This is a genomic window from Sphingomonas sp. BK345 (assembly GCF_014193845.1).
GTDB lineage: Bacteria > Pseudomonadota > Alphaproteobacteria > Sphingomonadales > Sphingomonadaceae > Sphingomonas.
In genome coordinates this window covers 247,736-270,749 of record NZ_JACHZX010000002.1, presented here as the reverse complement: position 1 = coordinate 270,749, position 23,014 = coordinate 247,736, and the positions used below count along the sequence as shown (strand labels likewise).

21 protein-coding genes are annotated in these 23,014 nt (G+C 70.0%); 4 read left to right on the top strand and 17 right to left on the bottom strand.

Translation table 11 applies throughout. From position 1 onward, the window contains the following. Positions 1-18: 18 nt before the first annotated feature. The 8 genes from bioB to FHY03_RS06390 all read right to left on the bottom strand — a co-directional run bounded on the left by bioB (position 19) and on the right by FHY03_RS06390 (position 7,019). Entirely contained in the window at positions 19-1,017 is a 999-nt protein-coding gene (gene bioB, locus FHY03_RS06425) for a biotin synthase BioB (protein WP_183929589.1), read from the bottom strand. Beyond that, entirely contained in the window at positions 1,014-1,376 is a 363-nt protein-coding gene (locus tag FHY03_RS06420) for a lysozyme inhibitor LprI family protein (RefSeq protein ID WP_183929587.1), read from the bottom strand. The genes bioB and FHY03_RS06420 overlap by 4 nt, the downstream gene beginning before the upstream one ends. Positions 1,377-1,531: 155 nt before the next feature. Next, entirely contained in the window at positions 1,532-3,739 is a 2,208-nt protein-coding gene (gene scpA / locus FHY03_RS06415) for a methylmalonyl-CoA mutase (protein WP_221190039.1), read from the bottom strand. Between the two features lies 1 nt (position 3,740). Next, complete coding sequence (locus FHY03_RS06410; RefSeq protein WP_183920837.1) at positions 3,741-4,526, bottom strand: enoyl-CoA hydratase-related protein; 786 nt, start codon at positions 4,524-4,526, stop codon at positions 3,741-3,743. Next, complete coding sequence (gene mce, locus FHY03_RS06405) at positions 4,519-4,944, bottom strand: methylmalonyl-CoA epimerase (protein ID WP_183921454.1); 426 nt, start codon at positions 4,942-4,944, stop codon at positions 4,519-4,521. Before mce ends, FHY03_RS06410 begins: the two co-directional genes overlap by 8 nt. A gap of 8 nt (positions 4,945-4,952) precedes the next feature. Continuing rightward, positions 4,953-5,165 carry a hypothetical protein gene (locus FHY03_RS06400; protein WP_183929585.1) on the bottom strand — a complete coding sequence of 71 codons (213 nt, stop codon included), beginning with the start codon at positions 5,163-5,165 and terminating at the stop codon, positions 4,953-4,955. Further along, entirely contained in the window at positions 5,162-5,449 is a 288-nt protein-coding gene (locus FHY03_RS06395) for a hypothetical protein (protein ID WP_183920839.1), read from the bottom strand. The genes FHY03_RS06400 and FHY03_RS06395 overlap by 4 nt, the downstream gene beginning before the upstream one ends. A 43-nt stretch (positions 5,450-5,492) precedes the next feature. Beyond that, entirely contained in the window at positions 5,493-7,019 is a 1,527-nt protein-coding gene (locus FHY03_RS06390; protein ID WP_183920840.1) for an acyl-CoA carboxylase subunit beta, read from the bottom strand. Between the two features lie 107 nt (positions 7,020-7,126). Here FHY03_RS06390 and FHY03_RS06385 point away from each other — a divergent pair, with 107 nt between their 5' ends. The 3 genes from FHY03_RS06385 to FHY03_RS06375 all read left to right on the top strand — a co-directional run bounded on the left by FHY03_RS06385 (position 7,127) and on the right by FHY03_RS06375 (position 10,438). Beyond that, on the top strand, positions 7,127-8,503 hold the full coding sequence (locus FHY03_RS06385; RefSeq protein WP_183929583.1) for a short-chain fatty acyl-CoA regulator family protein: 1,377 nt from the start codon (positions 7,127-7,129) through the stop codon (positions 8,501-8,503). Positions 8,504-8,770: 267 nt separating this feature from the next. Further along, positions 8,771-10,177: a Na+/H+ antiporter NhaA gene (gene nhaA / locus FHY03_RS06380; RefSeq protein WP_183929580.1), complete on the top strand. Its 1,407-nt coding sequence runs from the start codon at positions 8,771-8,773 to the stop codon at positions 10,175-10,177. 75 nt (positions 10,178-10,252) lie between these two features. Next, a complete protein-coding gene (locus FHY03_RS06375) occupies positions 10,253-10,438 on the top strand; it encodes a hypothetical protein (protein WP_183929579.1) in 186 nt (61 codons plus the stop codon). A 4-nt stretch (positions 10,439-10,442) separates the two neighbouring features. On the opposite strand, the gene FHY03_RS06370 is transcribed toward FHY03_RS06375, so the two are convergent. Together FHY03_RS06370 and stbB are read right to left on the bottom strand one after the other, a co-directional pair. Beyond that, positions 10,443-13,187, bottom strand: coding sequence for a [protein-PII] uridylyltransferase (locus tag FHY03_RS06370; RefSeq protein WP_183929577.1), 2,745 nt, complete (start codon positions 13,185-13,187; stop codon positions 10,443-10,445). A gap of 82 nt (positions 13,188-13,269) precedes the next feature. After that, on the bottom strand, positions 13,270-13,977 hold the full coding sequence (gene stbB, locus FHY03_RS06365; RefSeq protein ID WP_183929575.1) for a StbB family protein: 708 nt from the start codon (positions 13,975-13,977) through the stop codon (positions 13,270-13,272). 237 nt (positions 13,978-14,214) lie between these two features. Here stbB and FHY03_RS06360 point away from each other — a divergent pair, with 237 nt between their 5' ends. After that, positions 14,215-15,342, top strand: a complete 1,128-nt coding sequence (locus FHY03_RS06360; protein WP_183929572.1) for an aspartyl/asparaginyl beta-hydroxylase domain-containing protein — start codon at positions 14,215-14,217, stop codon at positions 15,340-15,342. An 86-nt stretch (positions 15,343-15,428) separates the two neighbouring features. On the opposite strand, the gene leuB is transcribed toward FHY03_RS06360, so the two are convergent. From leuB to FHY03_RS06325, 7 genes are all read right to left on the bottom strand, one after another. Then, positions 15,429-16,481, bottom strand: a complete 1,053-nt coding sequence (leuB, locus tag FHY03_RS06355) for a 3-isopropylmalate dehydrogenase (protein WP_260158744.1) — start codon at positions 16,479-16,481, stop codon at positions 15,429-15,431. Between the two features lie 28 nt (positions 16,482-16,509). Beyond that, positions 16,510-17,241: a DNA repair protein RecO gene (gene recO / locus FHY03_RS06350; protein WP_183929570.1), complete on the bottom strand. Its 732-nt coding sequence runs from the start codon at positions 17,239-17,241 to the stop codon at positions 16,510-16,512. Positions 17,242-17,279: 38 nt separating this feature from the next. Further along, positions 17,280-19,199: an excinuclease ABC subunit UvrC gene (gene uvrC / locus FHY03_RS06345; RefSeq protein ID WP_183929568.1), complete on the bottom strand. Its 1,920-nt coding sequence runs from the start codon at positions 19,197-19,199 to the stop codon at positions 17,280-17,282. A 203-nt stretch (positions 19,200-19,402) separates the two neighbouring features. After that, positions 19,403-21,223 (bottom strand): DUF885 family protein, encoded by a 1,821-nt coding sequence (locus FHY03_RS06340; protein WP_183929566.1) that lies wholly within the window; start codon positions 21,221-21,223, stop codon positions 19,403-19,405. A gap of 372 nt (positions 21,224-21,595) precedes the next feature. Next, positions 21,596-22,213: a hypothetical protein gene (locus tag FHY03_RS06335; protein ID WP_183929564.1), complete on the bottom strand. Its 618-nt coding sequence runs from the start codon at positions 22,211-22,213 to the stop codon at positions 21,596-21,598. After that, entirely contained in the window at positions 22,206-22,700 is a 495-nt protein-coding gene (locus tag FHY03_RS06330) for an ATPase (protein ID WP_183929562.1), read from the bottom strand. The genes FHY03_RS06335 and FHY03_RS06330 overlap by 8 nt, the downstream gene beginning before the upstream one ends. A gap of 62 nt (positions 22,701-22,762) precedes the next feature. Beyond that, positions 22,763-22,990, bottom strand: a complete 228-nt coding sequence (locus tag FHY03_RS06325; RefSeq protein WP_019515901.1) for a F0F1 ATP synthase subunit C — start codon at positions 22,988-22,990, stop codon at positions 22,763-22,765. Between the last annotated feature and the right edge of the window lie 24 nt (positions 22,991-23,014).

The following is a 23,014-nucleotide window of genomic DNA, read 5'->3' as shown; positions in this document are numbered from 1 at the left end:
CGTCGCGCGCCCGGTGTCTCACTCCGCCGCTTCGGCCAATCGACACTCGGCCGGCATCGGCGTCACGCCGAGCTTGGCGAACAGGGCGGCGTCCTTGTCGTCGCCCGCGTTACCCGCGGTCAGAAGCTTGTCGCCGGTGAAGATCGAGTTGGCGCCTGCCATGAAGCACAGCGCCTGGGTCGAGTCGGACATGCTCTCGCGTCCGGCCGACAGGCGCACCATGCTCGCCGGCATCGTGATCCGCGCCACCGCGACGGTGCGGACGAACTCGATCTCGTCGATCCTGGCGAGCGGCGTGTCCGCCAGCATATCGCCGAGCACCGTGCCCTTCACCGGCACCAGCGCGTTGACCGGCACGCTGCCGGGATGCTCCGGCAGCGTCGCCAGCGCGTGAACGAAGCCGACGCGATCGTCGCGCGTCTCGCCCATGCCGACGATGCCGCCGCAGCAGACGTTGATCCCCGCCGAGCGCACCGCGTCGAGCGTGTCGAGCCGCTCCTGGAAGGTCCGCGTCGTGATCACCTCGCCGTAGCGCTCGGGCGAGGTGTCGATATTGTGGTTGTAATAGTCGAGCCCCGCCGCCGCGAGCCGATCGGCCTGGTGCGCCTCAAGCATGCCGAGCGTCATGCACGTCTCCATGCCCATGCCGCGAACACCCTCGACCATCGCGACGATCGCGTCCATGTCGCGGTCCTTGGGATTGCGCCACGCCGCGCCCATGCAGAAGCGGGTCGAGCCATTGTCCTTCGCCTGCGCCGCCGCCTGCAGCACCGCGCGCACGTCCATCAGCTTGGTCGCCTTCACGCCGCTCTCCGCGCTGACCGACTGCGAGCAATAGCCGCAATCCTCCGGGCAGCCGCCGGTCTTGATCGACAGCAGCGTGGAAAGCTGCACCTGCCCCGGCGCGTGATGCGCACGGTGGACGGTCTGCGCCCGCCACATCAGCTCGTCGAACGGCAGGTCGAACAGCGACGCGATCTCGTCGCGCGTCCAGTCGTTGCGTACCGCGCCCGTCATTTCGTCCACCGTATTCCCTTCAACTGCTGCGTCCGCGCGCGGGTCACCTTCGCCAGACATTGCGCCTGCGCCATCGGCTGGAGCGAGCCGCCGGCGAATTCGCCGCTCTCTAGCACGCATTGCTTGTCGCGAAACTGGAGCCAGGCGCGCTGGCTGGCGAGCGCCGCCGCGGCATAGCCGAAGCCACCGCCGCGCGAGCCATCGGCGGCGTCGCGCTTTTTCATGTCGGCGTAGAGCACGCGCCACGCCTGCGTCATCTGCGCGTCGGCCTGTTTGTACACGGCGGCCGCCTGCTGGTTCATCTGCGCCTGCGTCTGCGCCGCGGCGGGGGTGGCGACGAGCGCGAGGAAGGCGAGCATGACCGCCCTTCCCGTCACCCCGGACATGTCCGGGGTTCCACGGTCTCGCCGACGCGACGGCCGGTGGGTGCGCGGGCCGGTGGGTTCTGGAACACGTCGGTGATGACGAGTGGGAGTGAGGCAGCGTGGCGCATTTTCACGCCGGCAGAGGAACATCATGCGGCCTCCTCGTCTGGCGGCATATTGTGGCCGAGCAGGCGTAGCACCTCCTCCGCCGCCTGGATCAGGTTCGTGCCGGGACCGAAGATCGCCTGCACGCCGGCTTCACGCAACACGTCATAGTCCTGCGCGGGGATGACGCCGCCCGCGATCACCTTGATGTCGGCGCGTCCGGCCTCGCGAAGGTGGCCGATCAGCTCCGGGATCAGCGTCTTGTGCCCGGCGGCGAGGCTGGAGGCGCCGACGACGTCGACGTCCTGCTCCAGCGCGAGCGCGCTGGCCTCTTTCGGTGTCTGGAACAGCGGGCCGGGCACGACCTCGAAGCCGAGATCGCCGAACATGCTGCTGACCAGATTGGCGCCGCGATCATGGCCGTCCTGCCCCATCTTGGCGACCAGCATGCGCGGGCGACGACCGAGGCGGCGCTCGGTCGCCTCGACGCCGCGCACCAGCCGCGCCCAGCGCTCGTCATCGGTATAGGCGCCGCCGTACACGCCCTTGACCGGCTTCGGGTGGGTGCCGAAGCGGCCGAACACGTCCTCCATCGCGGCGGAGATCTCGCCCAACGTGGCACGCGCGCGGGCGGCGTCGACCGCGAGGGCGAGGAGGTTCTCGGTGCCGCGCGCGCCCTCGCGTAGCGCGTCGAGCGCGCGCTGGCACGCCGCCTCGTCGCGCACCGCCTTGACCGCGGCGATGCGCCGCACCTGCGCCTCGCGCACCGCGACATTGTCGACGTCGAGGATGTCGATCGGCGCCTCGCCCGCCAGCCGGTATTTGTTGACGCCGACGATCACGTCCTCGCCGCGGTCGACCCGCGCCGCGCGCGCAGCGGCGGCCTCCTCGATCATCGCCTTGGGCCAGCCGGCGGCGACCGCCTTGGCCATGCCGCCCTCGCGCTCGACCCGCTCGATGATCGCCCAGGCGCCGTCGACCAGGCTCTTGGTCAGGCTCTCGACGTAATAGCTGCCGCCGAGCGGATCGACGACCTTGGTCATCCCCGTCTCTTCCTGCAGCACGATCTGCGTGTTGCGCGCGATCCGCGCGGAGAAGTCGGTCGGCAGCGCGATCGCCTCGTCGAGCGCGTTGGTGTGGAGCGACTGGGTGCCGCCCAGCATCGCCGCCATCGCCTCGATCGTCGTGCGCATGACGTTGTTGTACGGGTCCTGCTCGGTGAGCGACACGCCGCTGGTCTGGCAATGGGTGCGCAGCATCTTGGAGCGCTCGTCCTTGGCGCCGAGTTGCGTCATCGCGCGATGCCACAACACCCGCGCGGCGCGCAGCTTGGCCACCTCCATGAAGAAGTTCATGCCAATCGCGAAGAAGAACGACAGCCGCCCCGCGAACTTGTCGATGTCGAGCCCGCTCGCGACGCCGTATTTCACATAGTCGATGCCGTCGGCGATCGTGAAGGCGAGCTCGTGGAGCTGCGTGGCCCCCGCCTCCTGCATGTGATAGCCGCTGATCGAAATGCTGTTGAACTTGGGCATTTCGCGCGACGTATAGGCGAAGATGTCCGAGATGATCCGCATGCTCGGCTCGGGCGGGTAGATATAGGTGTTGCGGACCATGAACTCCTTGAGGATGTCGTTCTGGATGGTCCCGTCGAGCAGCTTGCGCTCGACGCCCTGCTCCTCGCCTGCGACGATGAAGAAGGCGAGGATCGGGATCACCGCGCCGTTCATCGTCATGCTGACCGACATCTGGTCGAGCGGAATACCGTCGAACAGGATCTTCATGTCCTCGACGCTGTCGATCGCGACGCCGGCCTTGCCGACATCGCCCGTCACGCGCGGGTGGTCGCTGTCATAGCCGCGGTGCGTGGCGAGATCGAAGGCGACCGAGAGACCCTTCTGCCCCGCGGCGAGGTTGCGCCGATAGAACGCGTTCGATTCCTCCGCGGTGGAGAAGCCGGCGTACTGGCGGATCGTCCATGGCCGACCCGCGTACATCGACGCGCGCACGCCCCGCGTGAACGGCGCGAAGCCGGGCAGGCCCGGCTCCCAGCCGGCGACATCATCCGCGGTGTAGAGCGGCTTGACGTCGATCCCTTCCGGCGTGTGCCAAGTCAGGTCCCGGCCCTTCACCTCCTTGGCGGCGGCGGCCTGCCAGTCGGCATGGCTCGGCTGCGGCGTCGGCTCGGGCGCAGCGACGGGCTCGCGGGTGCTGCCGGCATCCTCGCCGATGTTGGTCTCGATCTCGGTCATGTCAGGCGCCTTTGAACGCCGGCGCGCGCTTCTGGAGGAAGGCCGTGCCGCCCTCCGCCGCGTCAGCGGTGCCGCGCATCGCCCGCTGGTCGTCGGCCTCGCGCGCCAGCGCGGTGGCGAGGTCGCTCTCCAGCGCGGCGTGCAGCCCGCGCCGGATCGTGCCGAGCGCCACCGTCGGCCCGGCGGCGAGCCGCTCGGCCAGCGCGAAGGCGGCGGCGTCGAGGTCGACATCCGCGACCAGCTTGTGGATCATGCCCCAGTCGAGCGCCTTGGCGGCGAGCACCCGCTCGCCCAGCAGCATCATCTCCGCCGCGCGCGCGCGCCCGATCAACCGCGGCAGCAGCCAGCTCGCGCCGCCGTCCGGGACGAGGCCGATATTGACGAAGGCCTGAAGGAAATAAGCGGTATCGCTGGCGACGCAGAGGTCGGCGGCGAGCGCGAGGCTACAGCCGATCCCCGCCGCCGGTCCGCGTACCGCGCTCACCACCGGCACGCGCGCCGCGGCGACCGCGAGGATCGCGGGATTGTACGAGTCGGTCAGCGCAGCGTGCGTCGCAGCACCGGGATCGTCGCTGGTCAGCGCGCCCGCGCCGACGTCGGCGCCCGAGCAGAAGGCGCGGCCCGCCCCCTTGAGGAGGACCGCGCGCGCGTCGCCGAGGTCGCGCAACGCGACGGTGATCGCCTCGAACATGGCGGGTGGCGCGGCGTTGAGCCGGTCCGGCCGGTTGAGCGTCAGTACCAGCACGTCGCCGAGCCGCTCAGTCAGGATCAACGACGGCTCAGTCATGCGAGTCTCCACCGGGCGCCTCCATCAGTTCGACCAGCACGCCCCCCATGTCGCGGGGGTGGACGAACACGATCGGCGTGCCGTGCGCACCGATCCGCGGCTCGCCCAGGACGGTCGCGCCCTGCGCGGTGAGATGCGCCAGCGCGGCGTAGATGTCGGGCACCTCGAAGCAGACGTGATGCTGTCCGCCGGCCGGGTTCCTGCGCAGGAAGCCGGCGATCGGTGACGACTCGTCATACGGCTGGATCAGCTCGACCTGCGTGTTGGGCGCATCGACGAAGCAGACGCGCACGCCCTGCGCGGGCAGGTCGAACGGTTCGCCGACCGCCGCGGCGCCGAGCAGCGTGCGGTAGGTCTCGACCGAGCGCTCGATCGAGGGGGTCGCGATGCCGACGTGGTTGAGGCGGCCGAGGCGCAAAGGCCTCGTCATTCCTCCAGCCTGGGGCGAGCGTTCATCATCGCGGCTCCTTGGATTACGCCTTCCAACCGGCTGACCCGATCGCGCAATCCCCCGTGTGCTTCCGCGAGCGCAGCGACCCGCGCGTTGAGTCCCGTTATGTCTCTCGCCAATAGATCGAGCTGATCCTTGACGGTCATCACGGTCTTGAGCGCGCTCAGCGCTTTATCGACGGCGCTCACTTGGGCTCCCCTGCCAGTACCGCATCGACGACCGCACAAGCACGCTCGATATCGCCGCGCATCGCCGCGATCGTCTCACGCATGTCCACGACGGCATCGTTCACCAGCGGCACGAGCAGGTCCACGACGCGCTCGTCGTCCGACGACGTCGTCGGGTCCACGATGTAACGGCTCGTCGCCTCGCGCACGACACGGCCGACCGACATGCCGTTCTCGCGCGCGAACGCGTCCAACGCAGCCTTGTGATCGGGAGTGGTCAGGAACGTTACACGCTCAGTCTGCATCGCGCACTCCTTCACATGTCCTTATAATGTGCATGAAGCAGCATCACAAAGGAATGTTGTCGTGCTTCTTCCAGGGGTTCTCCAGTGACTTGGCGCGCAGCTTGCGCAGGCCCAGCGCGATGCGGCGACGCGTCGAGTGCGGCTGGATCACCTCGTCGATGAAACCCTTGCTCGCTGCGACGAAGGGATTGGCGAAGCGCGCCTCATACTCGGCGGTGCGCTCGGCGATCTCCTCGGGCGTGCGACCGCGGAAGATGATCTCCACCGCGCCTTTCGCCCCCATCACCGCGATCTCGGCGGTCGGCCAGGCGTAGTTGAGGTCACCGCGCAGGTGCTTCGACGCCATCACGTCGTACGCGCCGCCATAAGCCTTGCGCGTGATCACCGTGATCTTGGGCACGGTCGCCTCGGCATAGGCGAAGAGCAGCTTGGCGCCGTGCTTGATGATGCCGTTATGCTCCTGTGCCGTCCCCGGCAGGAAGCCGGGCACGTCGACGAAGGTGACAATCGGGATCTCGAAAGCGTCGCAGAAGCGCACGAACCGCGCCGCCTTGCGGCTGGCGTTGATGTCGAGCACGCCCGCCAGCACGATCGGCTGGTTGGCGACGATGCCGACCGTGCGCCCCTCGATCCGCCCGAAGCCGCACAGGATGTTGCCGCCGTGCGCCGGCTGGATCTCGAAGAAGTCGCCCTCGTCCACGACCTTCCGGATCAACTCGTGCATGTCGTACGGCTGGTTGGCGTTGGCGGGGACGAGCGTGTCGAGGCTCGGCTCGATCCGGTCCCAGGCGTCGGCGGTGGGTCGCTCGGGCGCTGCCTCGCGGTTTGACGCAGGCAGGAAGTCGATGAAATCGCGCGCGGCGAGCAGCGTCTCGATATCGTCCTCGAATGCGACGTCGGCCACGCTCGTCTTGGTGGTGTGCGTCACCGCGCCGCCCAGCGCCTCCTGCGTGACCACCTCGTTGGTCACGGTCTTCACCACGTCGGGACCGGTGACGAACATGTAGCTTGAATCCTTCACCATGAAGATGAAGTCGGTCATCGCCGGTGAATAGACCGCGCCGCCCGCGCACGGCCCCATGATCAGGCTGAGCTGCGGCACCACGCCCGAGGCGAGCACATTGCGCTGGAACACCTCGGCATAGCCGCCGAGGCTGGCGACACCTTCCTGGATGCGCGCGCCGCCGCTGTCGTTGAGGCCGATCACCGGCGCCCCGACCTTCATCGCCATGTCCATGATCTTGCAGATCTTCTGCGCGTGGCGTTCAGACAGCGAGCCGCCGAACACGGTGAAGTCCTGACTGAACACGAACACCAGCCGGCCGTTGATCGTGCCCGATCCGGTGACCACGCCGTCGCCCGGGATCACCTGCTCCGCCATGCCGAAATCGACGCAATTGTGCTCGACGAACATGTCGACCTCTTCGAAACTGCCCTCGTCGAGCAGCACGTCGAGCCGCTCGCGCGCGGTCAGCTTGCCTTTGGCATGCTGCGCGGCGACGCGCTTCTCGCCGCCCCCAGCACGGGCGGCGGCGCGACGGCGTTCCAGCTCGGCGATGGTCGAGGACATGCAACTCTCCCGTGACGTGCGGGCGTCGTCCTGCCCGTCGCGGCGCGCGCGCGCAAATGCGAAGTTGCGAACTTGCGAAGCATGGCCTTGCGAACTACGCCGATGCGATGAGGCAACGGCTCTATGCCGGCGCCGCGTTGCGCGACCTGCGCCGCGCCGCCGGGCTCACCCAACGCGCCATGGCGCAGCGGCTAACGCTGTCGGTGAGCTATTTGTCGCAGATCGAGAGCGACGAGCGTCCGCTCACCGGCGCGGTGCTCGCCGCGCTCGCGCGCCACTTCCCGGCCGCGTTGGCGCAGATCGAGGGCGAGGTGCCGGCGCGCCGTCTGGCCGCGCTGGCGCAGGCGCTGGCCGATCCCGCCGTGACACCGATGTCCCCCGACGAGGTGGCGCGCCTCGCCGAGCAGAATCCCGATCTCGCCGATCGGCTGATCGCGCTCCACGCCGCCAAGCGCGCCGCGGACGCGCGTGCCGCGCTCGCCGAGGAAGCGATGACCGCCGGCGCGGGTGCGCGGCTGCCGTGGGAGGCAGTGCGCGACTGGTTTCACGAGGCGGGCAATTACATCGACCCGCTCGACCGCGTCGCGGAGGCGCTCGCCGGCGAGCAGGGCGGCGCGGGCGACGTCGAGTGGGTCGAGGCGGCACTACGCGCGCAGGGGATCGCGATCGCGACCGACCAGCACGACGACGCCGCACTCGCGCGCTACGACGGCGCACGACTGACACTCGCCGCGGCGCTCCCGGCCGAGAGCCGGCGTTTCCTGATCGCGCACCGGCTCGCCGCGCTCGTCTTCGCCGCGCCGATCGACGCGATCGTCGCCGCCGCGCCGCTGGCGCAGGAGGAGGCGCGGCGGCTGCTCGCCACCGGACTGGCCAATTACGCCGCGGGCGCGCTCCTCATGCCGTACTGCGCCTTTCGCGCCGAGGCGCGCCGCGTGCGCCACGACATCGACCGGCTCGCGCGTCGCTTCGCCACCAGCTTCGAGCAGACCTGCCATCGCCTCTCGACGCTGCAGCGCCCCAGTGAGGAGGGCATCCCTTTCTACTTCTGCCGCGTCGACATGGCGGGCAACATCACCAAGCGCCACTCGGCGACGCCGCTTCAGTTCGCGCGCTTCGGGGGTGCCTGCCCGCTGTGGCATGTTCACGAAGCCGCCGCGATCCCCGACCGCATCCTGGTCCAGCTCGCCGAGACGCCCGACGGCGCGCGCTACGTCTCGCTCGCCAAGGGGCTGGTCAAGCCTTCGGGCCAGTTCGCGCGCAGCCCGCGGCGCTACGCGGTGCTGCTCGGGTGCGAGGCGCGCCACGCCGCCGACTTCGTCTACGCCGACGCGGTCGACCGGCGCGGCGCGGCGACCCCGATCGGCATCAGCTGTCGCCTGTGCCCGCGTGTCGACTGCGACCAGCGCGCCTTCCCGCCGACCGATCGCGCCATCGCGATCGATCCCGCGGAGCGGCGGGCGGTGCCGTATCGGGTGATGTGAGCGGTGCGATTGGCACGAAGGGAACCGCCAGGTCGAGCAGCTATCTTTTGGCGTCGCCTTGGACTTGTTCCAAGATACACCAACCCGCGCGAGTAACGCTGTTCGCGTAAGCGGCGCGGTGGATCCCGGACCCAGTCCGGGATGACGGTCAGGGCGGAGAAGCCAGCACTCATTCATTGATCCGGGTCAGTCGGTAGCCACCGCAGGGAACGCCTCGCCCCGTTCGCCCGTATCCTTTCCACTACTCACCCGCGGGAGAACGCATCCATGGCGCTCAGCCCGCGCCTGTCCGGCCAGGTCGCGGCGCGCGCGCACCACTCGTCCGCCGCCAGGATCCTACGCAAGATCGAGCCCTTCTTCGCGATCGGGCAGGTCTCAGGCGGGCCGCTGCTGCTCGCCTCGCTGATCGCGCTGGTGGCGATCAACTCGCCGTGGAGCGCCGACTATGCGCGGCTATGGGACCGGCCGCTGCGGATCAGCTACGGCAGCTGGGCGATCGAGCGCTCGGTCGCAGAATGGGTGAACGACGCGCTGATGCCGCTGTTCTTCCTGATCATCGGCACCGAGGTGAAGCGCGAGTTCGTCAAGGGCGCGCTGAGTTCGTGGCAGACCGCGGTGTTCCCGGTCGCGGGCGCGATCGGCGGGCTGGTGGTGCCGGTCGGCCTCTATCTCGCCTTCAACTACGGCACGCCGACCCAGCACGGCTGGGGCGTGGTGGCGGCGATGGACACCGCCTTCAGCCTCGCGATCGTCGCGATGTTCACCACCCGCCTGCCGCCCGCGGTCCGCGCGGTGCTGCTCGCGTTCGCCGCGATCGACGACGTCTTCGGGCTGCTCGTCATCGCGGTGGCCTATACCGAGACCTTGCAGCCGTGGTTCCTGCTGCTCGCCGCGATCGGCTATGCCGCGATGATGGTGCTGCTGCGGCTGCGCTGGGTCGCGCCGATCCTCTACATCGCCTGCGGTCTGGTGGTATGGATCGGCGTGCTCGGCTCGGGCGTCCATCCGACGATCGCCGGCGTCGCGATCGGGCTGCTGCTCCCGACCAGTTCGCGCCTGTCGGAGAAGCGCTTCGTCGAGCGCGTGCAGAAGCCGGTCGACCAACTCAAGGCCGCGCAGGCGGCGGCCGAGCGCGCGCGCGACGATGAAGAAGCCGAGCAATATCGGGAGAAGGCGCAGCAGCGGCTCGGCTATCTCCACGAGATGGCGGCGGCGACCGACGAGGCGGCGGAGCGGCTGGTGCGCATCCTCACGCCTTGGGTCTCGTACATCGTGCTGCCGCTGTTCGCGCTGTCGAACGTGCGCATCCATTTCTCGGCGGTGCTGGTCGGCGACGCGCTGCAATCGCCGCTGGCACTCGGTATTGTCGTCGGGCTGGCGCTGGGCAAGCCGGTGGGTTTTTTCGCGGCGACCTGGCTGGCGACCCGACTAGGCCAGGCGCGATTGCCCGACGGCGTGACGTGGCGGATGGTGCTGGGGATCGGCGCGGTGGCGGGCATCGGTTTCACCATCTCGCTGTTCATCGCCGAACTCGCCTTCGCCGAGGCCGAGCTGACCGAGATGGCCGCGCTCGCGGTGCTGGCGGCGTCGCTGGTGTCGGGCCTGTTCGGTTACGGCGTGCTGTGGCACGCGGCGTCCGTCGCGCAGGCGGACGAAGTGGAAGCCGGAGGCTAATCCAGGGCAGCGTGTCCATGCGCGCCCGTTCGTACGCGCGGCCGGTTAGGACAGCGAGCAGCAGGAGCCTCACTTATGTCCGACGAACGCGCCAACGCCGGCGAGGGCGCCGACCCCGCTACCGACATCGATCAGCAGAACGACGGCACCACCACCGAGGATCTTGCCGAGCGCGGCACGGGTCAGAGCCGCGCCGGCGCGGGAGAAGGTCAGGACGCAGGCGCGGACGGCGCGGCCAACGAGGAGGACGAGCGCGACTGAGCGTCTACGCCGCCTCGTCATACGGCACGCCCGCCGCCGCGGCGAGCAGCCGCTTCTCCAGCGCCCGCTGCCGTGCGCCGGGCGCGAGCTTGTCGCCGGTGAGGTCGGTCAGGTAGAAGACGTCGACGGCGCGCTCGCCATAGGTGGCGACATGCGCCGAGTGGATCGTCACCTTCGACAGGAACAGCGCGTGCGCCAGCTGGTTGAGCAGCGCCGGCCGGTCGCGCGCCGCCACCTCCACCACGGTAAACCGGTTCGAGGCCTTGTTGTCGACCAGCACGTTGGGCTCGATGCGGAAGGCGTCGGCGCGCGCGCGCGGCAGCGGCTTGGCGCGCAGGCGGTCGGTCAGCTTGCCGCGCCCTGCCAGCGCGTCCTCGATGGCGGTCTTGAGCCGCTCGAGCTGCCCGGCCTCGTCGAACGGCCGGCCGAGCGGGTCCTGCACGAGGAAATTGTCGAGCGCCATGCCGTCGCGGGTGGTGTGGATGCGCGCGTCGATGATGTTGCCGCCCGCGACGTGGATCGCGCCGGCGATGCGGCTGAACAGGCCCGGATGATCGGCGGCATAGACCGTGACCAGCGTGGCCCCGCGCTCGGGATAGACCTGCGCGTCGATCGACAGCAGCGCGTCACCCGCGCGCGCGACGAACGCGGCATTGTGCGCGAGCACGTCGCCAGGCTCGGCGATCCAATAGGCCTCGGGCAGGCGGTGGGCGTAGGCGGCGAGCTCGGCCTCGCTCCAGTTCATCGCCGCGCGCAGCCCATCCTGCTTGGCGAGCAGCCGCTCGCCGCGTCCCTTCTGCTTGTGGCCGAGCCGCAGCACCTCCTCCGCACGGTCGTACAGGTCGCCGAGCAGCTGGCCTTTCCAGCCGTTCCACGTCCCCGGCCCGACCGCCTTGATGTCGACCACGGTGAGCACCAGCAGCAGCCGCAGCCGCTCGGGGCTCTGCACCACCTCGGCGAAATCGAGGATGGTCTTGAAGTCGGTAAGGTCGCGGCGAAAGGCGGTGGCGCTCATCAGCAGATGGTGGCGCACCAGCCACGCCACTGTCTCGGTCTCCGCCGGGGTGAGCCCGAAGCGCGGGCCGAGCCGCTCCGCCACCTCGGCGCCGAGGATCGAGTGGTCGCCGCCGCGCCCCTTGGCGATGTCGTGGAGGAACACCGCGACGTAGAGGACGCGGCGCGACACGATCTGCTCAATCACGGCGCTGGGCAGCGGATGCTCCTCGGCGAGCTGACCGTGCTCCAGCCGGCTGAGCAGGCCGAGGGCGCGGATGGTGTGCTCGTCGACGGTGTAATGGTGGTACATGTCGAACTGCATCTGCGCGACCACACGCGCGAAATCGGGGACAAATTGGCCGAGCACGCCGGCCTCGTTCATCCAGCGCAGCGCCAGCTCGGGGTCGGCGTCGCCGGCGAGCAGCTCCAGAAACGCGGCGTTGGCGCGCGGGTCGCGCCGCACCGTCGCGGCCAGCTTGGCGTCACGCGTGGCGGCGCGCATCGCGAGCGGGTGGATCTCCTTAACCTCGCGCGCAGCGAGCGCGAACAGCTCGACCAGCCGCACCGGATCGGCGCGGAGGAAGTCGTCGTCGGGCAGCGCGATTCGGCCGCGGTCGACGGTGAAGCCGTGGAGCTTGCGCGGCGCGCGGCGCAGCCGAGGCAGGCCGTAGCGCCGCTTCGGCGCGAACCGCTCCTCGAGATGCGCCAGGAACAGCCCGGTGAGCGAGCCCACCGCCTTGGCCTGGAGGAAGTAGAATTGCATGAAGCGCTCGACCGCCGGCTTTCCCGGCCGCGCCGCGTAGCGCATCCGCTCCGCGATCTCGCGCTGATAGTCGAAGGTCAGCCGGTCCTCGGCGCGTCCGGCGATTAGGTGGAGGTGGCAGCGTACCGCCCAGAGGAAATTGTCGGCGCGGTGGAAGGCGCGATATTCGGCGCGGGTGAACAGGCCATTGTCGACCAGCTCGGCGGCGCGCTGCACGTCATAGACATATTTGCCGATCCAGAAGAGCGCGTGCAGGTCGCGCAGGCCGCCCTTCCCTTCCTTCACGTTGGGCTCGACCACGTAGCGCGTGTCGCCCATGCGGACGTGGCGTGCGTTGCGCTCGGCCAGCTTGTCGGCGATGAACTGGCGCTCGGTGCCGTGCCGCACGTCGTCGTGGAAGCGCTTCGCCGCGTCGGCGTAGAGCGCCTCGTCGCCCCAGACATAGCGCCCCTCCAGCAACGCGGTGCGTACCGTGACATCGGCCCTCGCCTGGCGGACCATCTCGTCCAGCGAGCGGCTGGAATGGCCGATCTTCAGCCCCAAGTCCCACAAGGTGTAGAGCATCGACTCGATCACCTGCTCGGCCCACGGGGTCTGCTTGCCGGGCGTGAGGAAGCCGATGTCGACGTCCGAGAAGGGCGCCATCTCACCGCGACCGTAGCCGCCGACCGCGATCAGCAGCAGCCGCTCGCCAGCGGTCGGGTTGTGGACGGGGTAGAGGCGCTGCGTCGTCACCTCGGCGAGCACGACCAGCAGCTGGTCGACCAGATAGGCCTGAGCGTTGGCGGCCTCGAGCCCGCGCGAGGGCGTCGCGGCGAGCCGGCGGGCGATTTCCGCGCGGCCGGCGTCGAGCGCCTCGCGCAGCAGCTGGCTCAGCCCGCGGCGCAGCATCGCGGGATCGTCGCCCGGCAACGCCGCCGCGGCCTCTGCGAGCGCGCGACGGCTGACGATCGCGCGGCGGTGGGGAAGATGGTCGAAACGCCCGGTCATGCGCGCCAGATAGGTCAAACGAGTCGCCGCGTCGCCCCCTTCTGCCGTGCCATACCGCCGCTCGCGCGAGGACGGCGAACGTTCAGGCGAACAGCGCCGCGAACGCGCGATCGAACTGCGGTGCCGCTGCCTTGGCGAGCAGCTTGAGCGCGTGCATGTCGGAGAAGTGGGCGATCGCCTTGGCATCGCCCTTGTCGATCGTACGCAGGCGCTCGCGATAGTCCGTCTCGTCCGCCATCAGCGCGCCGATCGACAGTCGCTTCGCCGCGAGCAGGTCGAACAATCCGGTCTCGTACAGCGCCGCGGCCGGGTTGGCGATGCAGGTCTGCCGCTGCTTGGCGTAGATCAGGATGGGCGCGAATTCCTCGCGCACGTCATTGTCGACGCGGTTGAACAGGATCCGTACGCGGTCGCGCGAGACGCCGGCGCCCGCGAGCGCGTCGACCAGCTGGATCGTCTCCTTCTGCTCCTTGCCACCGGAGACGACCGGGACCACGAAGAAGTCGATCTCCTCCTGCGCGCCCTCATATTTGATCATGCGGTCGAGAAAGTCCTCGACGTTGGTGGCGCCGACGTCGATGATGGCGGAGTCGAGCATCAACAGCTTGCGAAAGAGCACGCCGAACTTTTCGCCCTTCATCGCCTCGGACTCGAGGCCCAGGTCGGACGTGGTCTGGTTGACGCTCTCGATCGCGAAGATCGTCGCATCGCCCATCCGCGGCGCGAGCAGGTGAGCGGCCACCGTCGTCTTGCCGACCGTGCCCGTGTAATTGATGACCGCCACTCTCACCCGCAATCCCCCCGATCTGACGGCGGCCGCGATCCGAGATCGCCGCCGATCGCGCGCGGACCTCAGTGTGATGCGTCCCTCCCGCCTTCGCCTTCCCATTTGTAGAGCGTGCGACGCCGCTTGCGACGCGTGTCGGCGCGGATTGTGCGCGCTGTCGTGAAGCGTTCCGCCACCCGAGCACCACTCGGTGCGGACAACCTCCTTCAATCGTGACAATTATCAATCTACGCTGAGCGAATGGCGGCACAGAGCGAGCACGCGCGATCGGCGCAGGCGGGATATGAGGCGTTGCAGCGCGGCGACGCGGTCGCGGCGCGCGACGCGTTCGAGCGCGTCGCCGCTGCCGGGGTGGCGACGCCGCAGCTGTGGCTGCTGCTTGCCCAGGCGCGCGCCGGCACGGGGGCCGAGCGAGGCGCGGTGGCCGAGGCGCTGGATCGCGTGCTCGCCGCCGAGCCGCGCCATCGCCAGGCCCTGGTGATGCGCGGCGACTATGCCGAAGACGACCGCGCCGCCTGTTCGTTCTACGGGCTGGCGCTGGCGAATGCGCCCGAGGCCGAGCGCGCGCAGCCGCTGCTCCGCGCCGCGCAGGACCGGCTCGCGGCGGCGTCACGACGCTTCGCCGACCATCTGCGCGCCGAGGTGGCGGGCGCGGACGCGGGCCCACGCTTCACCGAGGCGGTGGCCCTAGTGACGGGCGAGAAGCAGCTCTACCTCCAGCAGCCGACCAGCTTCTTCTTCCCCGGCCTGCCGCACCGCCAGTTCTTCGACGCGGTGGAATTCGACTGGGCGCCCGCGCTCGTCGAGGCCGCGCCGGCGATCCGCGCCGAGCTGGAGGGGTTGATCGCGAGCGGCAGCGGCTCCGCACCCTATGTGCAGGCCGACCCGACCCGCGCCAGCCGCGGCCATGCGCTGCTCGACGATCCGCGCTGGAGCGCCTTCCACCTGCTCGAGAACGGCGTGCCGCATGCCACGAACGCGCCGCGCTGCCCGGCGACGCTCGCCGCGCTGGCCGCCGCACCGCTGCCGCACATCGCGGGGCGCTCACCGATGGCGCTCTTCTCCCTGCTGCGACCGCACACCCACATTCCGGCGCACAACGGGATGCTCAACACGCGGCTGATCGTCCACCTGCCGCTGATCGTGCCCGAGCGCTGCCGCCTGCGCGTCGGCAACGACGAGCGCGCGGTGCGCGCCGGCGAGCTGATGATCTTCGACGATTCGATCGAGCACGAGGCGTGGAACGACAGCGACGAACCGCGGGTGGTACTGCTGTTCGAGATCTGGCGCCCCGAGCTGACCGCGGCCGAGCGCGCCGGGCTGACGACGCTGTTCGGCGCGGTCGGCCTGTACGAGGGCGGGCAGTAAAGGAGTTCTTGGCCCGCTGCTTCTCGCGGGCGCACGCTGCGGGCGCGCTGCCCCTCACATCCGAGGACGGAGGCGCGGTTTCGCGCTCACAATCCCGCCAGTACCGCCTCACCCATCGCGGTCGTGCTCGCGTCACCGCCCATGTCCGGCGTGCGCAGCCCGCGCGTCAGCGCCGCGGCGACCGCCGCCTCGACACGATCCGCCGCCGCGTCCTGCCCGAGCGAGTGGCGCAGCAGCATCGCCGCCGACAGGATCGCGGCGCACGGGTTGGCCTTGCCCTGCCCCGCGATGTCGGGTGCCGAGCCATGGATCGGTTCGTACAGCCCCTTGCCCGCGCCATCGAGCGCGGCCGAGGGCAACATGCCAATCGAGCCGACGCACATGCTCGCCTGGTCGGAGAGGATGTCGCCGAACAGATTGCCTGTCACGATCGTGTCGAACGCGCCCGGGTTGCGCACCAGCTGCATCGCGGCATTGTCGACGTACATATGGGTCAGCTCGACCTGGGGGTAGTCCGCCGCCACCTCGATCACCACGTCGCGCCACAGCTGCGACGTCTCGAGCACATTGGCCTTGTCGACCGAGCAGAGCTTGCCGCGCCGCTTTGCCGCGGTCTCGAAGCCGACGCGCGCGATGCGGCGCACCTCGTCCTCGTCGTAGCGCATCAGGTCATGCCCCTCGCGCTTGCCCGCCGACGTGGTGCCGCGCCCCTTGGCGCCGAAATAGACATCGCCGTTGAGCTCGCGCACGATCACCAGGTCGATGGCGCGCGCCACCTCGGGTTTGAGCGTCGAGGCGTCCTCCAGGCCCGGGAAGATCCGCGCCGGGCGCAGGTTGGCGAAGGTGCCGAGATGCTTGCGAATGCCGAGGATCGCCTGCTCGGGGCGCAGCGCACGCTCGAGCGAGTCGAACGCCGGGTCGCCCACCGCGCCGAACAGCACCGCCGCGGCGCGATCGGCCAGCGCGAGCGTCTCGGGCGGCAGCGGGTGGCCGCTGGCGCGATAGGCCGCGCCGCCGACGGGCGCCTCCTCGAACCGCAGTCCGAGGTCGAGCGCCTCGAGCACGCGGCGCGCCTCGCGAGTCACTTCGGGGCCGATGCCGTCGCCGGGCAGGATCGCGATCAGGGTGGAGTCGGTCATGCCGCACCGCATGGCGCGGCGCGCGCGCTCACGCAACCGCCCGCGCGAGCCGCGCCACCAGCCGCTCGCGCGCGGCGAGCAGGTCACGGCGGCGGTCGACCAGCACGTCGCGCGCTAGGAAATGCCCGGTGAGCGCCAGCGCGGCGAGCACCTCGTCCCAGCTCGCGGCGCCGCCCGAGAGCAGGAACGGCGGGAACGCGAGCAGCCGCGCTTCGTAACCGAGCGCGCCGGTGCGGCTCACCGCGGCGCCGCTGCGCGGGCTGACATACGCCAGATCCTCGCGCGCGCCGGTGACGGTGCAGCCGCTCAGGTCGAGCCCGAAGCCGAGCTCGGCGAGCAGCAGCAGCTCGTAGCGCGCGACGCTGCCGGCCCAGCCCTGCGCGCTCGGCGCCGCCTCGATCGCGTCGAACACCGCGGCGAGCGCGTCGTGCAGCCGCGGATAGGGCAGCGCCTCGGGCAAGGCGCCCGCGGTGAGCGCGCATAGCCACGCGATCGCGGCGGCCGGCAGCGGTTGGGCGAACAGCGGCGCGCGGCTGTGCACCAGCTCGACGGTGAGCGCGGCGAGCTGCTCGTCGCTGCGCGCGCGCCAGTCGCCGCGGACGACGTTGCCGGGCTGAAGCGAGGGGCGCAGCCGGCGCGAGTGCCCGCCGCGGACGAAGCCCGGGCGCACCCCGTCGTCGCGGGTGAAACCGCGCACCACCGCGCCGTGCTCGCCGTGCGCGCGGGCGGAGAGAACCAGGGCGTCGGCAGCGAGATGCATGGTGGACAGATAAGGCGCCGCCCGCGCCGCCGACAGCCCTAGCGCGCGTGGTAGAAGTCGTAGACCTGCTGCGCCACCGCCGCGCTCACGCCGGGGGCCTTGCGCAGGTCCTCCAGGCTGGCGTTGCGCACCGCACGCCCGGTGCCGAAATGCATCAGCAGCGCCTTCTTGCGCGCCGGGCCGATGCCGGGGACTTCGTCGAGCGGGCTGGCGCCGATCGCCTTGGCGCGCTTGGCGCGATGCGCGCCGATCGCGAAGCGGTGCACCTCGTCGCGCAGCCGCTGAAGATAGAAGAGCAAGGGCGAGTTGACCGGCAGGGTCAGCTCGCGCCCATCCATCAGGTGGAACACCTCGCGCCCCTCGCGGCCGTGGTGCGGCCCCTTGGCGACGCCGACCAGGCACACGTCCTCGATCCCGAGATCCTCCAATACCGCCTTGGCGGCGTTGAGCTGGCCGCGACCGCCGTCGAGCAGGACCAGGTCGGGCCAGGCCTCGCCGTCGCGGTCCGGGTCCTCCTCCAGCGCGCGCGCGAAGCGGCGCTGGAGCACCTCGCGCATCATCGCGTAATCGTCGTCGGTCGCGGCCTGCTTGATGTTGAACTTGCGATACTGCCCTTTGCGGAACCCTTCCGGGCCAGCGACCACCATCGCGCCGAGCGCGTTGGTGCCCTGGATGTGGCTGTTGTCGTACACCTCGATCCGATCGGGCGGATCACCCAGCTCGAACAGTTCGGCGAGTTCGCGATGCAGCCGCGCCTGCGTCGTGCTCTCGGCGAGGCGGCGCTCCAGCGCCTCCTTGGCGTTGCGGCTGGCCTGATCGAGCAGCCGCTTGCGCACGCCGCGCTGGGGTACGGTCAGCTCCACCTTGCGACCGGCCTGCTCGCACAGGGCCTGGGTCAGCAGCTCGGCCTCGGGCAGCACCCGGTCGATCAGGATGGTGCGCGCGGGCGGCACCTCCTCGTAGAATTGCATCATGAACTGGGTGAGCACCTCCTCCTCGGGCACGTCGGCGGTGTGCGCGGGGAAGAAGCTGCGGTGGCCCCAGTTCTGCCCGCCGCGGATGAAGAAGGCCTCGATCCCGATCAGCCCTTCGTGGCTGGCGAGCGCGAAGATGTCGGCGTCGCCCACCCCTTCCGCGTTGATGAACTGCGTGCCCTGGATGAAGGTCAGCGCCTTGAGCCTGTCGCGCAGCACCGCGGCCAGCTCGAAGTCCATGTTCTCGGCCGCCGCCTGCATCTGCGCGCCGAGCTTGGCCTGGACGTCGGTGGCCTTGCCGGCGAGAAACTTCTTGGCGTCGCTCACGAGATCGGCATAGCCGGCGGTGTCGATCCGGCCGACGCACGGCGCCGAGCAGCGCTTGATCTGGTACAGCAGGCACGGCCGGTCGCGCGTCTTGAAGAAGCCGTCGGTGCAGCTCCGCAGCAGGAACAGCTTCTGCAGCGCGTTGAGCGTGTTGTTGACGCTGCCCGCGCTGGCGAAGGGACCGTAATAATCGCCCTTGGCGCGCCGCGCGCCGCGGTGCTTCTGGATGCGCGGATAGTCATGGTCGGCGCGCAGCAGGATGAAGGGGAAGCTCTTGTCGTCGCGCAGCAGCACGTTGTACGCGGGCCGGTAGCGCTTGATCAGCTGCGCCTCGAGCAGCAGCGCCTCGGCCTCGTTGTTGGTCGTCACGATCGTCATCGATCGCGTCTGCGACACCATTCGCTGGAGCCGCTTCGGCAGCCGCTCGACCTGGACGTAGCTGGCGACGCGGTTCTTCAGCGCGCGCGCCTTGCCGACGTAGAGCACATCGCCCTTGGCGTCGTGCATGCGGTAAACGCCCGGCTTGAGCGGCAGCGTCTTGAGCACGTTGCGGATAGCCGCCTCGCCCGCCTTGAGGTCGGGGGCGTCGCTGCCGCGGATGGTGAAGGTGGCCTGCTCTTCGTTGAAGCGGTCGGGTGGGCCGTAACTGCCGTTCATCGCCGGCGATCTAGGGGCTGGCGCGGCGCGGGACAACGGGGGTGGAGCGTGACGTGCGCCCCGTCCCCCACGGCCGTCATCCTGAGCTTGTCTCAGGATCCACCGTCCCGCGAGCGCCACGGCAGTCGCTTACACGGCGCCGTGGATCCTGAAACGAGTTCAGGATGACGCGAGAAGAGAGAGTTGAGGAGCTTTAAGCGCCCCTACTTCCCGCCGCCCTTCACCCAGTCACCGATCTTCGCCTCGAGCACCGGCATCGGCAGCGCGCCGGTGTCGAGCACCTGCGCGTGGAAGGCGCGCGCGTCGAAGCGCTCGCCCAGCTTCGCCTCCGCATCCGCCTTGAGCCGCGAGATCGTCAGCTGGCCGATCTTGTACGCCAGCGCCTGCCCCGGGATCGCGATGTAGCGTTCCACCTCGGCGGTCGCGTCGGTGCGCGCCATCGGCGAGTGCGAGAGCATGTAATCGATGGCCTGGTCGCGCGTCCAACCCTTGGTGTGGATGCCGGTGTCGACCACCAGCCGCATCGCGCGCAGCATCTCGTCGTTGAGGCCGCCCATGCGCTGATAGGGGTCGGTCTCCATGCCCAGCTCGGGCCACAGCGTCTCGGCGTAGAGCGCCCAGCCCTCGACATAGGCGGTGTTGCCGCCGAAGCGCATGAAGGCCGGCAGCGACTCGTTCTCCTGCGCCAGGCTGATCTGGAAGTGGTGCCCGGGTACCGCCTCGTGGAGGTACAAGGTCTCCATCTCCCACATGTAGCGGACCGGGAGATCATAGGTGTTGTAATAGAACACGCCCGGCCGCGACCCGTCGGGCGTGCCCGACTGGTAGGAGCCGCCCGCGTCGGTCTTCTCCTTGAAAGCGGGCACCGGGCGAATCTCGAGCGCGGTCTTGGGGATCAGCGAGAACTGCTCGCGAACGCGCGCGTCGACCCGCCGCCCGATGGCCTCATAGCCGAGCCGCAGCTGCTCCTTGGACGAGGGCTGGAAGCGTTTGTCCTCGCGCAGGAAGGTGAAGAAGTCGGCGAGCGAGCCGGCGAAACCCACCTTGGCCTTCTGCGCCTCCATCGCGCGCGTGATCCGCGCCACTTCGCTCAAACCCAGCTGGTGGACCTTGTCGGCGGAGAGCGGCAGCGTCGTGTTCGACTCGATCAGGTAGGCGTACAGCTTGTCGCCGCCCGGCATCGCCGAGAGGCCGACGCTGTCGCGCGCGACGGGGAGATACTCCTGCTCGAGGAAGTCGCGCATGCGCCGCTGCGCCGGATTGACCACCTCGGTGATCTGGCGCGTGTAGGCGGCGCGCAGTCGCGCCTGGTCGGCCGCCGGGATCGCGGCGGGGAACGTCTTGACCGGGCCGTACAGCGGCGAGCCTTCCGCGCCGCCCTCGAGCAGATGGTCGAACTGCGCGATCATGTTGCGCACCACCAGCTTGGGCTGGACGATCCGCGCGCGCATACCTTCGCGGAAGCGCGCGATCGCCTGATCGAGCAGCTCGGCGTAGCGCGCGTTGCGCTTCAGGTTGTTGTCATAGTCGGCGATGGTGTTGAACGGCGCCGCGCCCTGCCCGGAGGCGAGCTCGGGATAGAAGGTCTGCAAGCCGTAGAAATGGTCGAGCGGGCGGACGATGTTGAGCGCCACGAGGTCGGGCGCGAGCCCGCGCAGGTTGACCGTGCTCTGCTGCTGGAAGACGTCATAGGCGATCTGGTCGGTGCGGGTCAGCTTGGCGCGGTCGATCCGCTCGAGCGCGGCGAGGTCACTCTGTGCGGCGGCGCGCTCGGCGGCGATGTACGAGTCCGAGAAGGGGTCGCCGAGCCGGTCGGCGTAGCGCAGGTCACCGCGGAACAGCGCGTTGACCGGATTGCGCTTGAGCGACGCCTCGTCGCTCGTGGCGAACAGCGCCTTGAGCTTGGCGTCCTCGGCGGAGTCGCCGGGAGCGGCGGCGACGGCAGGAGCCGCCTGGGCGAGTGCCGGCAGCGGCGCGGCGAGGCCGGACGCGAGCAGCAGGGCGACGGCGAACGGGCGCGACATCAGGTCACCTCGGGTGTGTGGAGCGGTGTGGGGATCATGGTAGGCCGAGGCGCCGTGATGCACCGAAGTGCGTGCCCGCACCATCCGCCTTCCGTGATCCTGAACTCGTTTCAGGATCCACGGTGCGGCGGCCTCGGCTGCCGCGGCACTCGCGGAACGGTGGATCCTGAAACAAGTTCAGGATGACGCCCGTAGGTGGGACGGGCAGAGCGCCTTCCCGCAGGCCGCAGCAAGTGGCACGCGCTCGGTCAGCACCATCCCCACCGTACTCCGGAGCGCAGGATCGCGGCCGATGTCCTTCGTGGCCCTGGGCTCCTGCGTCCGCAGGAGCACGCTTGCGGCGGAGGGACGCGCGAGACGCCCCCTACCCACTCAGTTGAGCCGGCCCACCCCGGCGATGGCGCGGTCGACCAGCGCCTTGTCGCTCTCCGCGCCGTGGCGCTCCGCGATCAGCGCGGCGGCGGCGGCGGCGGCGGCCTCGGCGGTGCGCGCGCGCACCTCCGCGATCGCGGCGCGCTCGGCGGCGGCGATCTTGTCCTCGGCCATGCGCGCGCGGCGGTCCATCAGCTGCTCGGTGTCGGCCTTGGCCTTGGCGACGATCTCCGCCGCCTCGTGGTGCGCGTTCTCGCGCATCTTGGCGGCGTCCGCCTCCGCCGAGCGCGCGCGCGCGGCATATTCGTCGCGCAGCGCCTCGGCCTCGCGGCGCAGCGCGGCGGCCTCGTCGAGCTGGTGGCGGATCTCGCCGATGCGCTTGTCGAGCATCGCCGCGATCGTCATGGGCACGCGGACGATCACCATGCCGATCAGCACCACCAGCGCGGCGATGCCGACCCAGCCGGTGTCGTTGAAGCCGAGCGCGGTCGGCGCGACGTGATCGCCCGCGCCGCCATGCTCGGTCGCGGCGGCATAGCCGCTGCCGTTGGCGAGGTCGTGCGACTCCAGCCCCTCGGAAGCGGGCCCCTGGGGCGGTTGAGCGGGAGCGTTAGCCATGGTTCAGCTGCCTACGCACCGCCTCGTTGGCGGCCTCGGTGGGGACGGCGACGCCGGCGAGGCGCTGCACCAGCTCCTGTGCCGCCTCGGTCGCGATCGTCTGGACGTTGACCATCGCCGCCGCCTTGGCGTTCGCCACCGCGACGTCGTGGTGCGCGACTCGCTCGGCGAGATCGGCGTCGGCGCTGCGGAGCTGCGCCTCGGCCGCGGCCGCGGCGCGCGCCTTGGCGGCGGCGACCTCGGCCTGGGCCGCCGCACGCGCGGCGTCCATGTCGGCGTTCCACGCCGCCTCGGTCGTGTCGGCCGTGACTCGCGCGCTCTCCGCGCTCGCGAGGTCCTGCGCGATCTTCGATTCACGCAGGTCCATCACGCCCTGCACCCTGGGCACCATCAGCCTGCCGATCCCGAAATACAGGATGCCGAAGGTGATGAGCAGCCAGAAGATCTGCGAGGCGTAGGTGGCGGCGATCTGACTGATTTGAGGCATGGTGATCCGCTATCCTTGCGCCCCGCCCGGTGGTTGGGCGGGGCTGGTCCGTCGGCGTCAGGTTACGCGACGAACACCAGGATGATCATCGTCACGAAGGCGAGCAGGCCGAGCAGCTCGGCGCCCGCGAAGCCGATGAAGAGGCGACCCTGCTGGCCGTCGGCGGCACCCGGGTTGCGCAGCGCGCCCTCGAGGAAGGCGGCGAACACGTTGCCCACGCCCAGCGCGGCGATGCCCATGCCGATCGCGGCGAGACCGGCGCCGAGCAGCTTGGCGGCGTTTGCGTCCATGTCAGTAACTCCCGTTCAGAAAAC